A 13,028-nucleotide genomic window follows, 5' to 3' on the forward strand; every position below is an offset into this window, starting at 1 on the left:
CCCCGGGGCGGGCGCCCGGGGCGGCGCGCCCCCCCGCGGGAGGGCGTGGGCGGGGCCCCCGGCGGGGGGGGGCGGCGCGGCCCCCCCCCGCGACGGCCAGGTCGTGGGCATGGCCCTGTGGTTCCTCAACTTCTCCACCTGGCGCGGCACCCACGGCATCTACCTCGAGGACCTCTACGTCCAGCCGCGGCACCGGGGCACGGGCCTGGGCAAGGAGCTGCTCCGCACGCTCGCCGCGGTCTGCGTCGAGCGCGGCTACTCCCGGCTGGAGTGGTCGGTGCTGGACTGGAACACCCCGTCGATCGACTTCTACCGGGCGGCCGGCGCCGTCCCCATGGACGAGTGGACGGTGTTCCGCCTGACCGACGACGCGCTCGCGTCGTTCGCCTCCGACGACCGAACCTGACCGCGCGGCGCTAGCGTTCGACCCGTGACCACCGAGCGCGGACCGATCGAGTGCTGGCTGACCGACATGGACGGGGTCCTCGTCCACGAGGGGAACGCCCTGCCGGGTGCCAAGGAGTTCCTCGACCGGCTGGTCGAGCGACGGCGCCGGTTCCTCGTCCTGACCAACAACTCCATCTTCACGCCCCGCGACCTCGCGGCCCGGCTCAGCCGGACCGGCCTGCTCGTACCCGAGGAGGCGATCTGGACCTCGGCACTCGCGACCGCCGACTTCCTCGCCACCCAGCTGCCCGGCGGCTCGGCGTACGTCATCGGCGAGGCGGGGCTGACCACCGCGCTGCACGAGGTCGGGTACGTCATGACCGACACCGATCCGGACTACGTCGTCCTCGGGGAGACGCGCACGTACTCGTTCGAGGCGATCACGCGGGCGATCCGGCTGGTGGAGGGCGGCGCCCGGTTCATCGCGACCAACCCGGACGTGACCGGCCCCTCGCCGGAGGGTCCGCTGCCGGCCACCGGCTCGGTGGCCGCGATGATCACCGCGGCGACCGGCGCCAAGCCGTACTTCGTCGGCAAGCCCAACCCGATGATGTTCCGCAGCGCGATGAACCGGATCGAGGCGCACTCGGAGTCGACGATCATGGTCGGCGACCGCATGGACACCGACGTGGTCGCCGGTATCGAGGCGGGCCTGGAGACGGTGCTGGTCCTCTCCGGGTCCACCTCCGCGAGCGAGGTGAGCCGCTTCCCGTTCCGGCCCAGCCGGGTCCTCGACTCCATCGCCGACGTGATCGACCTGGTCTGAAGAAGGAACCCGTCGCCCACCCCCTACCGGCCCCGTTCAGGGGCCCGCCCCGAGCGTGCGAGCGATGGGGGAAGGGGGTCCTCGTTCAGCGGCCGTCGTACGCCAGCCGCGAGTCGGGCGCGGCCAGCAGGTAGAGCACCGCGCCCACCAGCGCCAGGATCGGCAGGCCGATCAGCGGCTGCTGCGCGGAGAAGGCGAACGTGAAGCCGGTCAGCCCCAGGAACAGCTGCATCGCCACCACCGGCGCCCGGGCCCAGCCGGCGACCCGCCACAGCCCTCGCGCGGCGGCCCCGAGCACGCCGGCGGCCAGCGCGGCCAGCACCACCTCGGCGAGCGCGCGGGGCACGCTCTGCGGGGCGCCGGTCAACGTGAGGTAGAGCAGCACCAGCGCGCCCACCGCGAACGCCACGGCCTCCAGGGCCACCGCCAGGGCCGCCCGGCGCAGTGACGGCGGCGCCTCCGTCGCCGGCCCGGCGGGGCGCGGCGCCGGCTGGGCGGCGGTGGCACCGAACAGCCGGTCGGCGAGGCGACGGGGCGGCGGGGTGGGCGCTCCGCGGTCCTCGGTCACGACGGCGAGATTACGCCCGGGCCCGGGCTGCGGTCGCCCACCGGACGTCCTGCCGCATCCACGCCGGGCCGCTGGATAGCCTGGCGGCATGCGCGCGCTCGTGGTCGTCAACCCTGCGGCCACGACCACGACCGCCAAGATGCGCAACGTGCTCGTCGGCGCGCTGGCCAGCGAGCTGAAGGTGGACGTCGCCGAGACGACGCACCGGGGGCACGGCCGTGAACTGGGCGCCCGGGCGACCGCCGAGGGGATCGACGTCGTCGTCGCCCTCGGCGGCGACGGCACCGTGAACGAGGTGGTCAACGGCCTGCTCACCGACGGGCCCGGACCGGCCGTGCCGACGCTGGCGGTCGTGCCGGGCGGGTCGACCAACGTGTTCTCCCGGGCCCTCGGCCGGTCACGCGACCCGGTGGAGGCGACCGCCGAGATCCTCGCCTCGCTGCGCGCCGGCCGGACGCGGTCGGTGTCGCTGGGCACCGCGAGCGCCACCGGCACGAGCACCGCGGCGGTCACGGGGGTCGCGCCGGAGGCGGCAGAGGCGGTTGCCCGGGCCGACGCCGACGCCGACGGCCCGGGGTGGACCGCCCCCCGGTGGTTCGTGTTCGCCGCCGGCTTCGGGTTCGACGCCGAGGTGATCGCCCGGGTGGAGGCCCATCGCGCCCGGGGGCGCCGGTCGACCGGCGCGCTCTACGTCCGGGAGGGCACCAGCGCCTTCCTGTTCGGGCGGGAGCGGCGACGCCCCGCGATGACGCTCCAGGTGCCCGGCGAGCCACCCGTCGAGGAGCTGTTCCTCTGCCTGGTGTCCAACGTCAGCCCCTGGACCTACCTGGGGGCGCGACCGGTCAACCCGACGCCGCAGGCCTCCTTCGACACCGGGCTGGACGTCTTCGCCCTGGGCCGCATGGGTGCCGCCCGGATGCTGCGCGCCCTGCGGCAGACCATGCGGCCCGAGCCGGATCTGCGCGGACGCGGTCTGCACCGGTGGCACGACCTCCGGGAGCTGTCGATCACCGCCGTCCGGCCGCAGGGTTGGCAGGTCGACGGCGACCACCTGGGCACGGCCACCGGCGTCCGGATCACGGACGTCCCGCACGCCCTGCGCGTGATCGCCTGACGGCTCTTCTTGAGTGATCGGCACGGCTTTTCCCCCCGCCGGGTGGCGGGCCTAGCACGGGCGTGGTGAGGTTGCTCACGCGGGGGTCAGCGTCGACCCCGATTCGCTTGACAGGCGTCCGGCACGTGAAAACATCGCTGCTGGGACGCAACCTGCCGGTAACAATGCAGGCAGTCGCTGCCGCCAAGACGCTGGGTGACCGGTGTCGGCCCGGCGATCGCAGACCGAGCAAGGCGACTGACGCACCGACCGCAGACGACATCGAGGAGTACAACGCCATGGACTGGCGCCACCGCGCGCTCTGCCGGGACGAGGACCCGGAGCTGTTCTTCCCGATCGGGACGACCGGCCCCGCTCTCGTCCAGATCGAGCAGGCCAAGGCCGTGTGCCAGCGCTGCCCGGTGGTCTCGTCGTGCCTGGACTGGGCCCTGCGCTCGGGCCAGGACTCCGGTGTCTGGGGTGGGCTCTCCGAGGACGAGCGGCGCGCGCTGAAGCGGCGTCAGGCTCGCACCCGGGTCCACACCGCCTGATCCGGACCACCACGACGGCCGCCGGGGTTCACCGGCGGCCCACCGCACCACCGCGAACGCACCGACCGCCACGAGGCCGGTCCGGGTCCTCCCGGACCGGCCTCGGCGTCGTCCGGGACGGTGCAGCTCTCACCGCCGCGGCCGGGCGGTGCAGGGCAACGTCAGCACGACCTCGGTGCCCGACCGGCCCTCCAGCGTCCCCATCGTCAGGCTCCCGCCCAGCTCGCTGGTGACCAGCGTCCGCACGATCTGCAGGCCGAGCCCGTCGCTCGTCGCCGGGTCGAAGTCCGGTGGCAGGCCCTGCCCGTCGTCGCGGACCCGGACCCGTAGGTCGTCCCCCTCGCGCTCGGCGACCAGCTCGATGACCCCCGGCTCCCCCTCGGGGAACGCGTGCTCGGCCGCGTTGTGCAGCAGCTCGGTCACGGCGAGGACCAGCGGGGTCGCCGCCGCCGCGGGCAGCTCGCCGAACGAGCCGGTGCGGCGGGTGCGGGCCGCGGGCCCCACGGAGGTCAGGTCACCGAGCATCGGGAGCACCTGGTCCAGGACGTCGTCGACGTCGACGACGTCCTCCCGGCTGCCGGCGAGCGTCTCGTGCACGACCGCGATGGACGCCACGCGGCGCACCGACTCCTCCAGCGCCGCCCGGGCCGCGGGCTCGGTCATCCGGCGGGCCTGCAGACGCAACAGCGCGGCGACCGTCTGCAGGTTGTTCTTCACCCGGTGGTGGATCTCCCGGATGGTCGCGTCCTTGGTGAGCAGCGCCCGGTCCCGACGCCGCACGTCGGTCACGTCGCGGACCAGCACCAGCGCCCCGGGCTCGGCGCCGGGGGCGTGCAGCGGCAGGGCCCGCAGGAGCAGCGTCGCGCTGGCTGCCTCGACGTCCATGGGGTCCAGGTAGCGACCCGCGATCGCCGCGGTGATGCCGGCGGCCGCCGCCTCCCCCGCCACGCGGTCGGTGACCACGCGGCACGTCACCTCCGCGAGGACGGCGCCGGCCAGGTCGCCGACCACCCCGATCCGGCGGTAGGCCGAGAGGGCGTTCGGGCTGGCGTAGGTGACCCTGCCCGCCCCGTCGAGGCGAACCAGCCCGTCCCCCACACGCGGGCTCATCTCCGCGTCCTGCGCCCTGACCGGCGGGAAGGTGCCCGCGGACACCATGAGGCAGAGGTCGGCGGCGATGTCGAGGTAGGTGAGCTCGAGCGTCGACGGCGCCCGCGTCACCGCGAGGTTGGTGTCCTTGGCCAGGACGGCGATCCCCACGCCCTCGTGCCGCACGGGGATGACCTCGCGCCGGCGCGGGGGCGTCCCCGACCGGTCCGGTTCCCCGTCGGTGACCGGCCGCCCGTCGCGGAGCGCCGCGGTGAACGACCGCGCCGCGTCGGCGTCCACCTCGACGCCGACCATGTCCTCCGGCCGGCTGGTCGGCGCGGTGAGCGGGCGGACCTGGGCGACGCACCACCACGATCCCGAGGACAGCGGCACCCAGAGCGTCAGGTCGGCGAAGGCGAGGTCGGCCAGCAGCTGCCAGTCGGCGACCAGCCGCCGGGCGTGGTCGATCTGGGCGGGGCTGGACGCCGTGCCACGGGTGAGGCGCTCCGAGAGGCTGCTCATGGTGCCCCGAGCCTATGGCCCGTCCCGAGGCCCACCCCGAGCGGGCGAGCGGGACCGGGTCCTCTCCTACGCTGCACCGCGTGCCTCCCCTCCCCGCCGTCCGCATCGAGCCGGCGGTCCCCGCCGACCACGACCGCATCGCCGCGCTCACCGTGGACGTGTACGTGCGCGGCGGCCTGGCGTCGGCGGGGTACGCCGCCGAGCTGGCCGACGTGGCCGGTCGTGCGCGGCTGGCCGAGCTGCTGGTCGCCCGCGACGAGGCCGGCCGGCTGATCGGCAGCGTGGCGTTCGTGGCGGGCGGCGAGTTCGGCGAGGTGCTCGAGTCCCCCGACGAGGCCGGCTTCCGCATGCTCGTGGTCGACCCGCGGGCGCAGGGCCGCGGAGTGGGCGCCGCCCTGGTGCAGGCGTGCCTGACCCGCGCCCGCGCGGCGGGCCGGCGGCGCGTCGTCATCTCCACCGGCACGCGCATGCGCGCGGCCCACCGGCTCTACGAGCGGCTGGGCTTCACCCGGCTGCCGGCGCGCGACTGGACGCCCGCCCCCGGCGTCGACCTGCTCGTCTACACCCGCGACGTCTGAGGCCCCGTCCAGGGGACCGCCCCGAGCCTGCGAGGGGTGGGGAGGACGGGGTCCTTTCTCAGGCGTCGGCGACGGTGGCGATGAGGTCGCCCTCCTGGAGGACCTCGCCCTCGACCACGTGGAGCTCCTGCACGGTCCCCGCGCGCTCGGTGAGCACCGGGATCTCCATCTTCATGGACTCCAGGATCACCAGCGTGTCACCGGCGGACACCCGCGCACCGGGCTCCACCAGGACCTTCCAGACACTGGAGACCATCTCCGCGTGGATCTCCTCGACCGCCACCGGAACCTCCCGCGCCCGCCCGATCATGAGCCCCCATCCAAGCACGGGCCCCGGGCGTCAGGTTCCGGGGAAGGCGCGCCCCTCGGCCAGCCCGCCGAGCACCGCGCAGACCTCGGGGCCGTCGTGCGGCACCCCGGCCCCGGCCAGCCCGGACAGCGCCAGGCCGGCCGCACGCGCCGCCGCCGCGACGTCGTCCGCGCCGGCGCTCACGGTGGCCAGCAGCGCGTCGTACCAGCCGTCCAGCCGGTCACCGGGGTCGTAACCGCTGACCGCGACCAGGTCCACGCCGCCCTCGGCCGCGGGCGGTCGCCCGGAGCCGGGGAGGCGACCGCTGATCCGGCCGGCGGTCCCCGGCGGGAGCGTGGCGCGCAGCTGTGCGACGACCGCCGCCCGCGGCTCGGTGCGGGCCACGGGGCCCGGCCCGGGGACCCGGGGTCCGACGGCGCTGCGCAGCGCCAGCTCGACGGCGTCGACGCCGTGCGACCGCTCGAGCACCGCCATGTCCAGCGAGAAGCCCGCGGCGACCTCGGCCAGCTCGCCGTCGGGGGCGATGCCGACGGTGACCAGCCCGCGCCAGCCCACCTCGGCGAGGCGGTGCGCGGCCGCGGGCAGCTGCCGGGGCTCGCCGGGGGTCCAGGACACGCGTGCGATGCCGGCGGCACGATCCCGGGCCACCGAGGTGGCGAAACGCAGTCCGTCGGCGGTGACCCAAGCGAGGAAGCCGCGTTCGCTGGCCGGCTCCACGCCGTCACCACCGAGGCGTTCCAGCACCTCGGCATCGGGACCGCCCCAGCGCAGCCCCGCCCGGACCACCTCGGCGGCCAGTCGCGCGTTGCCGGCCAGGGCGGGAGGAACCGGGAGCACCGTGTCGGCTCCGCTGCGCCGGGCCGCCTCCACGATCCGGTCGACGGCCAGGTAGGACTCGGCGGCCGGCGCAGGCCCCAGCAGCACTGCGTCGTCGGCCAGGCGGACGTGCCGTGCCGAGCGCTCCGTCTCGCTGTGCACCGCCACCGCCTTGAGGCCGAGCCGCTGGCACGCCCGGACCACGGCGCACCCAGCGGGTCCCCGTCCGGCGACGAGGACGGTCTCGATCCCCAGCTGCGGCACTGCTGCTCCTCCTGCGTTCGCCCTGCCCGGCGCACGGCCGGCTCTCCCCGTGAGAGGCTTGCCGGGTCAGCTTGGCGGGTCCGCCAGCGCGGCGCACCCCGCGTGCGCCGGCTCCGGCCCCCCGCACAACCCACGGGCCGCCCGGCCCACCAGCAAGTATGAGAGGAGGGCAGCGATGTCCAAGCGCGGACGCAAGCGTCGCTCCCGCAAGGGGAACAAGGCCAACCACGGCAAGCGCCCCAACGCCTAGAAGGACCCCGTCCTCCCCACCCTTCGCAGGCTCAGGGTGGGCCCCTGAACGGGGCCGGACGCCAGAGGCCCAGAACCCGACGGGTTCTGGGCCTCTGACGTTTAGCCGCGTCCTCTCAGGCGGTGGGACGCTCCTCCGAGTGCTCGATCGTCAGCCGCTCGACGCTGACCTGGGTCCCGTCCTCCTCGAACGAGACGCTCGTCAGCTGCATCTTGATGCGGTCGCGCAGACCCGACGGCGGCTTGTCGCCACCGCAGCGTCGCCGGACCAGCGCCTTGAACTCCTGCTCGATGCCGAACTGGCGCAGACAGGGCGAGCACTCGTCGAGGTGCTCGGCGATCACGCCCCGGCGCTCGTCGGAGGTCTCGTGGTCGAGGAACTCGAAGACGTGCGTCAGGACGTCGTCGCACGAGTTGATGTCGAGGGGCTCACCGGCCCCCTGCTGGTCGCTCACGGGCGGGTCGCCTCCTCACCGGCCCCGGCGCGGACGAAGCCCCGCTCCCGGGCGTAGTCGGCCAGCAGCTTCTGCAGCCCTCGGCGACCGCGGTGCAGCCGGGACATCACCGTGCCGATGGGCGTGCCCATGATCTCGGCGATCTCCTTGTAGGCGAACCCCTCGACGTCGGCCAGGTAGACCGCGAGCCGGAAGTCCTCCGGCAGCTGCTGCAGGGCCTCCTTGATGTCGGAGTCCGGCAGGTGGTCCAGCGCCTCGATCTCGGCCGACCGCAGGCCCGAGGAGGTGTGCTCCTCGGCGGCGTAGAGCTGCCAGTCCTGCACCTGGTCGGTGGGGTACTGCTGCGGCTGCCGCTGCTTCTTGCGGTAGCTGTTGATGTAGGTGTTCGTGAGGATCCGGTACAGCCAGGCCTTGAGGTTGGTGCCCTCGGCGAACTGGTGGAACGCGGAGTAGGCCTTCACGAAGGTCTCCTGCACCAGGTCCTCGGCGTCGGCCGGGTTGCGGGTCATCCGCAGGGCCGCCGGGTAGAGCTGGTCCAGGTAGGGCAGCGCGTCGCGCTCGAACCGGGCGTCCCGCTCGGCGCGGGTCTCGGCGAGCTCCGTGCGACTCCCGCCCTCGCGGGCCTCCGGCACCTCCACCGGCGCGCCCTCGGGCAGCTGACCGGGGTTGTCGACCACGGAATCCTCAGGCACCGACCGTCCTCTCCGGGGCCCCCGGACGCGGGGCACCACGTCGGTCGATCCTAGCCGTGCGGCGTCCGGACGGCCCGGGGGACGCCGGTGCACAGCCCGTGCGCGAGTGGTGGAGACGCTGCTGCTCACGGCCGGTGCAACGGCACCGGCGGCCGCGGCCATTCCCGACGGGCCGGTGCTCGCTACGCTGCGGCGCCGTGGCGGCAACCCCGGCGGTACGGGTCCTGGAGCAGGCGAAGGTGGCCCACACGCTGCACCCGTACGACCCCGAGCACCCGGCCGACCAGGGCCACGGCGAGGCAGCGGTCGCCGCACTGGGGGCTGATCCGCGGCAGGTGTTCAAGACCCTGGTCACCCGGGTCGACGGCGTCCTCACCGTCGCCGTGGTGCCGGTCAGCGGGACCCTCGACCTCAAGGCGCTGGCCACCGCCGCCGGTGGACGCAAGGCGGCGATGGCCGACCCGGTCGACGCCGAGCGGGCCACCGGCTACGTCCTCGGCGGCATCAGCCCGCTGGGGCAGCGCAAGGCGCTGCCCACGGTCGTCGACGCCTCCGCCCTGGACTTCCCGACGGTGCTGGTCAGCGCCGGGAGGCGCGGGCTGCAGCTGGAGCTGCCCCCGGCCGAGCTGGTGCGGCTGACGCGCGCCCGCACCGCCTCCATCGGACGCTGAGGTCAGGGCGCCGCGTACGGCGTCAGGAGCTGGTCGACCGGGGCGAAGTCGTCGGTCAGCACGCGGGCGTCCCCGATGAACCGGGTCAGCTCCTCCCCCTCCGCCACCTGCCAGGCCAGGTCCCGGCGGGTCAGCGCGGCGGCGATCTCCTCGGCGGGCAGCGGCCGCTGCGACCCCACCGCGATGACGTTGCCGCCGTCCTCCCCGGCCAGGACCGGCGCGCGGGCCAGGAGGACCACGTGCTCGAACACCTCGCGCATCGTGGCCAGCTCGGCGCGCACGAACGACAGCGGTGGGTGGTCGATGAGGTTGACCGCGTAGACGCCGTCGTCGGCCAGCGCCCGGTCGACCAGCTCCAGCGCCTCCCGGGTGGTCAGCTGCCAGGGCACGGAGAGCCCGCCGAAGGCGTCGCCGACGACGAGGTCGCGCTGCCCCGCCGGCTCCTCGGCCAGCCCGACCCGGCCGTCGGCGACCCGCACCCGCAGGTCGGCCGACGTCTCCAGCCCGAGCTGCTCGCGGTCCATCGCGACCACGCCGGGGTCCACCTCCACCACCACGCTCTCGGTGCCGGGCCGCACCTCGGCGAGGTACCGCGGCAGCGTGAGCCCACCACCCCCGACGTGCAGTGCGGAGATGGGCTCGCCCGTGGGGAAGACGGCATCGGTCACCGCGGCGACCGCCCGGATGTAGGCGAACTCCAGGTGGGTCGGGTCGGCGAGGTCGACGTAGGAGTGCCGGAGGGTGTCGAGCATCAGCACCCGGCCCGAGGGCCGCTCCGGATCAGCCACCACCCGCGCGCAGTGGTAGGCCGTCTCCTCCTCGCAGGGGGTGGGGGCGACCGCGGCGAGGCCGGCGCCGACGACGGCCAGGACGAGCAGGCCGGCCGGGACGGTGCGCGGCCCGCCACCGCGCCGCAGGACCACGCCGACCGCCACGCCGGTGAGCACGGTGACCGCACCGGTGACGACGAGGATGACGCTGCTGGGCAGGACCGCCACGAGCACGAACCCGGTGGCGAACGTCGCCGCGATCCCCCCGAGCGTGCCGATGCCCGACAGCCGCCCGACGACCGCGCCGGTCTCGTCCAGGCTGGCGAGCTGGAGCTTCACGACCATCGGCGGGACGGCGGAGAGCAGCGCCGCGGGCACGACCACGGCGACCGCGGCCAGCAGCAGCACGCCCCCGGCGTCGGCCCCGCTGAGCAGCGAGCCGGTGAACCGGACCAGCGGCAGCACGGCGACGACCAGGGCCCCGCCGGCGATCAGCAGCGGCGCCAGCAGCCGGCGCGGGTCCGTGCGGTCGGCCGTCGCACCACCCAGCCACGCGCCGACGGCGATCGCCGCGAGGGCGAAGCCGATCACGGCGGTGCTCGTCTGGACGGTCACGCCGACGTAGGGCGCGATCAGCCGAAGGCCGACGATCTCCAGCACGAGGACCGCGCCGGAGCTGAGGAAGGTCAGCCCCGCCGCGACCCAGGCCGGCAGCGCGCCGCCCGGTGGTGGGGGTGGCGGCGGCGTGTCGACCGGAGCACCGGCGGATGCCTCGTCCGCTGCCACGTCAGAACAGCGCCGGCTGGTCGGCGGGGGCGTCCACGCCGTCCGCCCGGGCCAGCAGCTCGGGCCCGTTGTTGCGCACGCTGTTGACCGCCGGGCTCACCGGCCGCAGCTCCAGGCCGGCGACGAGCTCCGGCGGGGTGGACCGGGCGAGCTCCGCCACGTCCTCGCGTGCGGGGTCCAGCCACTCCGCCCAGCGCTCCCGCGGGAGCACCAGCGGCATCCGGTCGTGGATCTCGGCGAGCGCACCGGTGGCCGGGGCGGTGGCCACGGTGCACGTGTAGAGCCGGTCCTCCCCCTTTCCCCAGACCTCCCAGAGGCCGGCCATGGCGAGCACCGACCCGTCCTCGGGGGTGATGAAGTAGGGCTGCTTGGCCGGGGAGTCCAGGCGCTTGGCCCACTCGTACCAGCCATCGGCCGGGACCAGGCACCGCCGCGAGCGCGCCGCGCTGCGGAAGGCCGGCTTCTCGGTCAGCGACTCCGCCCGGGCGTTGAGCATCCGGTTGCCGACCGACACGTCCTTGGCCCACGAGGGCACCAGCCCCCAGCGCACCGCCCGCAGCTCGCGGAACCCTCCACCGGTCGGCACGCCCTCGGCGTCGCGCTCGCGGGCGTGCCGGACGACGTAGACGTCCTTGGTCGGCGCCACGTTGTAGTCGGCGGCCAGCGGGGGCTGCCCGCCGGCCGGGACCGCCTCGAACTCGAGCGCGAGGTCCTCGGGCTTGCGGCTGGCCGCGTAGCGACCGCACATGGCGCCTCCTCGAGGGCACGGGGCTGTTCCCCCAGCACTCTAGGTGCGGCCACCGACGAGCCGGTGCCCGTGCGTGCGCCCGCGACCACCGGGTAGGGGCCCCCTGTCGGAACGCTCGACGAGAGACGAGGATCACCGCGTGACCGCGACGCAGAACCCACCGACCGACCACCCGAAGACCGCCAGCGACAGCGCCGACCGGCGCTACGCGACGGTCAACCCCTTCACCGGCGAGACGGAGAAGGAGTTCGACTTCACGCCGACCGAGGCGATCGACGGCATCATCGAGCGGGCGCACGCCGCCTACCAGCAGTGGCGCGAGCTCCCGGTCGCCGACCGCGCCGCCGTGGTGCGCCGAGCCGCCGAGCTGATGGACGAGCGCCGCGAGGACCTGGCGAAGCTCATCACCACGGAGATGGGCAAGCGCCGCGACGAGGCCACCGGTGAGCTGTACCTCTGCTCGATGATCCTCAAGTACTACGCCGACAACGGCCCCGGCTTCCTGGAGCCGACGCCGATCCAGCCGCTGATGGGCAAGGGCGAGGCGGTCATCGAGACCCGCCCGATCGGCGTCCTGCTCGCCATCGAGCCGTGGAACTACCCCTTCTACCAGGTGGTCCGGGTGGCCGGCCCGAACCTGGTGCTCGGCAACACCGTCATCCTCAAGCACGCCGAGATCACCCCGCAGTGCGCGGTGGCGATCGAGCAGCTGTTCGCCGACGCCGGTGCACCCGAGGGCGTCTTCACCAACACCTTCCTGCGCATCTCCGACGTCGAGCAGGTCATCGCCGACCCCCGCATCCAGGGCGTGACCCTCACCGGGAGCGAGCGCGCCGGCAGCGCGGTCGGCGCGCTGGCGGGCAAGCACCTCAAGAAGTCGGTGCTCGAGCTCGGCGGCAGCGACCCGTTCATCGTGCTCGACGCCGACGACATGGCCGCGACGGTCAAGGCCGCGACGATGGGCCGGATGCAGAACACCGGGCAGGCGTGCACCGCCTCGAAGCGGCTGATCGTCACCGAGGAGCTGTACGAGCCGTTCGTCGAGGGGCTGAAGCAGGCGTTCTCGACCTTCTCCCCGGGCGACCCGGCCGACTCCTCGACGTCGCTGGCGCCGCTGTCCAGCGAGCGGGCCGCGCAGGACCTGCACGCGCAGATCCAGGACGCGATCGACAAGGGGGCGACCGTGGTCGCCGGCGGCCGGCGGCCCGACCGCCCGGGTGCGTTCGTCGAGGCCACGATCCTCACCGACGTCACCCCGGACATGCGCGCCTACAGCGAGGAGCTGTTCGGCCCGGCCGCCGTCGTCTACAAGGTGAAGGACGCCGACGAGGCGGTCGAGCTGGCGAACAACAGCGCCTTCGGCCTCGGCGCCACGGTGATGAGCAGCGACCTCGACCGCGCCCGCGCGGTGGCCGAGCGGCTGGAGGCCGGGATGGTGTGGATCAACCAGCCCACCGGCTCCTCCCCCGAGCTGCCGTTCGGCGGCATCAAGCGCTCGGGCTACGGCCGGGAGCTCTCCGAGCTGGCGATGTTCGAGTTCGCCAACCGGCGGCTGCTGCGCACCGTGCCGGTCAAGAAGGCCGACAAGCCGCAGGCGGGCTGATGGAAGGACCCCGTCCTCCTCTCGCCTCGCACGCTCGGCGCGAGCCTCGG

At 74.6% G+C, this 13,028-nt stretch carries 16 protein-coding genes; 8 read left to right on the plus strand and 8 right to left on the minus strand.

The window, feature by feature from the left end:
* Positions 1-406 (plus strand): N-acetyltransferase family protein (locus ACI799_RS16490; protein WP_456613492.1); only part of this gene is annotated, 406 nt, incomplete at its 5' end.
* Between the two features lie 24 nt (positions 407-430).
* A complete protein-coding gene (locus ACI799_RS16495) occupies positions 431-1,213 on the plus strand; it encodes an HAD-IIA family hydrolase (RefSeq protein WP_456589265.1) in 783 nt (260 codons plus the stop codon).
* Between the two features lie 85 nt (positions 1,214-1,298).
* On the opposite strand, the gene ACI799_RS16500 is transcribed toward ACI799_RS16495, so the two are convergent.
* The gene (locus tag ACI799_RS16500) at positions 1,299-1,781 is read right to left on the minus strand and encodes a hypothetical protein (protein WP_456597177.1); all 483 of its coding nucleotides are present in this window, start codon (positions 1,779-1,781) and stop codon (positions 1,299-1,301) included.
* Positions 1,782-1,869: 88 nt separating this feature from the next.
* On the opposite strand from ACI799_RS16500, the gene ACI799_RS16505 reads away from it, so the two are divergent.
* Both ACI799_RS16505 and ACI799_RS16510 read left to right on the plus strand, forming a co-directional pair.
* Positions 1,870-2,895 (plus strand): diacylglycerol/lipid kinase family protein, encoded by a 1,026-nt coding sequence (locus tag ACI799_RS16505; protein WP_456599542.1) that lies wholly within the window; start codon positions 1,870-1,872, stop codon positions 2,893-2,895.
* Between the two features lie 164 nt (positions 2,896-3,059).
* Positions 3,060-3,425: a WhiB family transcriptional regulator gene (locus tag ACI799_RS16510; RefSeq protein ID WP_456613493.1), complete on the plus strand. Its 366-nt coding sequence runs from the start codon at positions 3,060-3,062 to the stop codon at positions 3,423-3,425.
* 129 nt (positions 3,426-3,554) lie between these two features.
* Here the strand turns inward: ACI799_RS16510 and ACI799_RS16515 are convergent, their stop codons facing one another.
* Positions 3,555-5,036, minus strand: coding sequence for a sensor histidine kinase (locus ACI799_RS16515; RefSeq protein ID WP_456589268.1), 1,482 nt, complete (start codon positions 5,034-5,036; stop codon positions 3,555-3,557).
* A gap of 80 nt (positions 5,037-5,116) precedes the next feature.
* Between ACI799_RS16515 and ACI799_RS16520 the strand changes: the two genes are divergently transcribed.
* Positions 5,117-5,614 (plus strand): GNAT family N-acetyltransferase, encoded by a 498-nt coding sequence (locus ACI799_RS16520; RefSeq protein ID WP_456613494.1) that lies wholly within the window; start codon positions 5,117-5,119, stop codon positions 5,612-5,614.
* Positions 5,615-5,672: 58 nt separating this feature from the next.
* On the opposite strand, the gene ACI799_RS16525 is transcribed toward ACI799_RS16520, so the two are convergent.
* Both ACI799_RS16525 and ACI799_RS16530 read right to left on the minus strand, forming a co-directional pair.
* On the minus strand, positions 5,673-5,924 hold the full coding sequence (locus tag ACI799_RS16525; protein WP_456599540.1) for a biotin/lipoyl-binding carrier protein: 252 nt from the start codon (positions 5,922-5,924) through the stop codon (positions 5,673-5,675).
* 30 nt (positions 5,925-5,954) lie between these two features.
* Complete coding sequence (locus tag ACI799_RS16530; protein ID WP_456613495.1) at positions 5,955-7,004, minus strand: biotin carboxylase N-terminal domain-containing protein; 1,050 nt, start codon at positions 7,002-7,004, stop codon at positions 5,955-5,957.
* Positions 7,005-7,179: 175 nt separating this feature from the next.
* Between ACI799_RS16530 and ACI799_RS16535 the strand changes: the two genes are divergently transcribed.
* Positions 7,180-7,254, plus strand: coding sequence for a 50S ribosomal protein bL37 (locus ACI799_RS16535; RefSeq protein WP_014377707.1), 75 nt, complete (start codon positions 7,180-7,182; stop codon positions 7,252-7,254).
* 115 nt (positions 7,255-7,369) lie between these two features.
* Here the strand turns inward: ACI799_RS16535 and rsrA are convergent, their stop codons facing one another.
* Together rsrA and ACI799_RS16545 are read right to left on the minus strand one after the other, a co-directional pair.
* On the minus strand, positions 7,370-7,708 hold the full coding sequence (rsrA, locus tag ACI799_RS16540) for a mycothiol system anti-sigma-R factor (RefSeq protein WP_456589272.1): 339 nt from the start codon (positions 7,706-7,708) through the stop codon (positions 7,370-7,372).
* On the minus strand, positions 7,705-8,400 hold the full coding sequence (locus tag ACI799_RS16545) for a sigma-70 family RNA polymerase sigma factor (protein ID WP_456589273.1): 696 nt from the start codon (positions 8,398-8,400) through the stop codon (positions 7,705-7,707). Before ACI799_RS16545 ends, rsrA begins: the two co-directional genes overlap by 4 nt.
* A 197-nt stretch (positions 8,401-8,597) precedes the next feature.
* On the opposite strand from ACI799_RS16545, the gene ybaK reads away from it, so the two are divergent.
* Positions 8,598-9,071: a Cys-tRNA(Pro) deacylase gene (ybaK, locus tag ACI799_RS16550; protein WP_456597171.1), complete on the plus strand. Its 474-nt coding sequence runs from the start codon at positions 8,598-8,600 to the stop codon at positions 9,069-9,071.
* Positions 9,072-9,073: 2 nt separating this feature from the next.
* Here the strand turns inward: ybaK and ACI799_RS16555 are convergent, their stop codons facing one another.
* Both ACI799_RS16555 and ACI799_RS16560 read right to left on the minus strand, forming a co-directional pair.
* Positions 9,074-10,627 carry a fused MFS/spermidine synthase gene (locus ACI799_RS16555; protein ID WP_456613496.1) on the minus strand — a complete coding sequence of 518 codons (1,554 nt, stop codon included), beginning with the start codon at positions 10,625-10,627 and terminating at the stop codon, positions 9,074-9,076.
* A gap of 1 nt (position 10,628) precedes the next feature.
* Positions 10,629-11,375, minus strand: a complete 747-nt coding sequence (locus ACI799_RS16560) for an SOS response-associated peptidase (protein ID WP_456613497.1) — start codon at positions 11,373-11,375, stop codon at positions 10,629-10,631.
* Between the two features lie 139 nt (positions 11,376-11,514).
* On the opposite strand from ACI799_RS16560, the gene ACI799_RS16565 reads away from it, so the two are divergent.
* Complete coding sequence (locus ACI799_RS16565) at positions 11,515-12,978, plus strand: NAD-dependent succinate-semialdehyde dehydrogenase (protein WP_456589277.1); 1,464 nt, start codon at positions 11,515-11,517, stop codon at positions 12,976-12,978.
* Positions 12,979-13,028 lie beyond the last annotated feature (50 nt).

The organism is Blastococcus sp. SYSU DS0753 (assembly GCF_054051175.1).

What these genes read in the sequence shown, in the direction of transcription:
- ACI799_RS16505 (WP_456599542.1), top strand. Translation starts at nt 1,870, where the DNA reads ATGCGCGCGCTCGTGGTCGTCAACCCTGCGGCCACGACCACGACCGCC.
- ACI799_RS16510 (WP_456613493.1), top strand. Translation starts at nt 3,060, where the DNA reads ATGCAGGCAGTCGCTGCCGCCAAGACGCTGGGTGACCGGTGTCGGCCC.
- ACI799_RS16515 (WP_456589268.1), bottom strand. Translation starts at nt 5,036, where the DNA reads ATGAGCAGCCTCTCGGAGCGCCTCACCCGTGGCACGGCGTCCAGCCCC.
- ACI799_RS16525 (WP_456599540.1), bottom strand. Translation starts at nt 5,924, where the DNA reads ATGATCGGGCGGGCGCGGGAGGTTCCGGTGGCGGTCGAGGAGATCCAC.
- ACI799_RS16560 (WP_456613497.1), bottom strand. Translation starts at nt 11,375, where the DNA reads ATGTGCGGTCGCTACGCGGCCAGCCGCAAGCCCGAGGACCTCGCGCTC.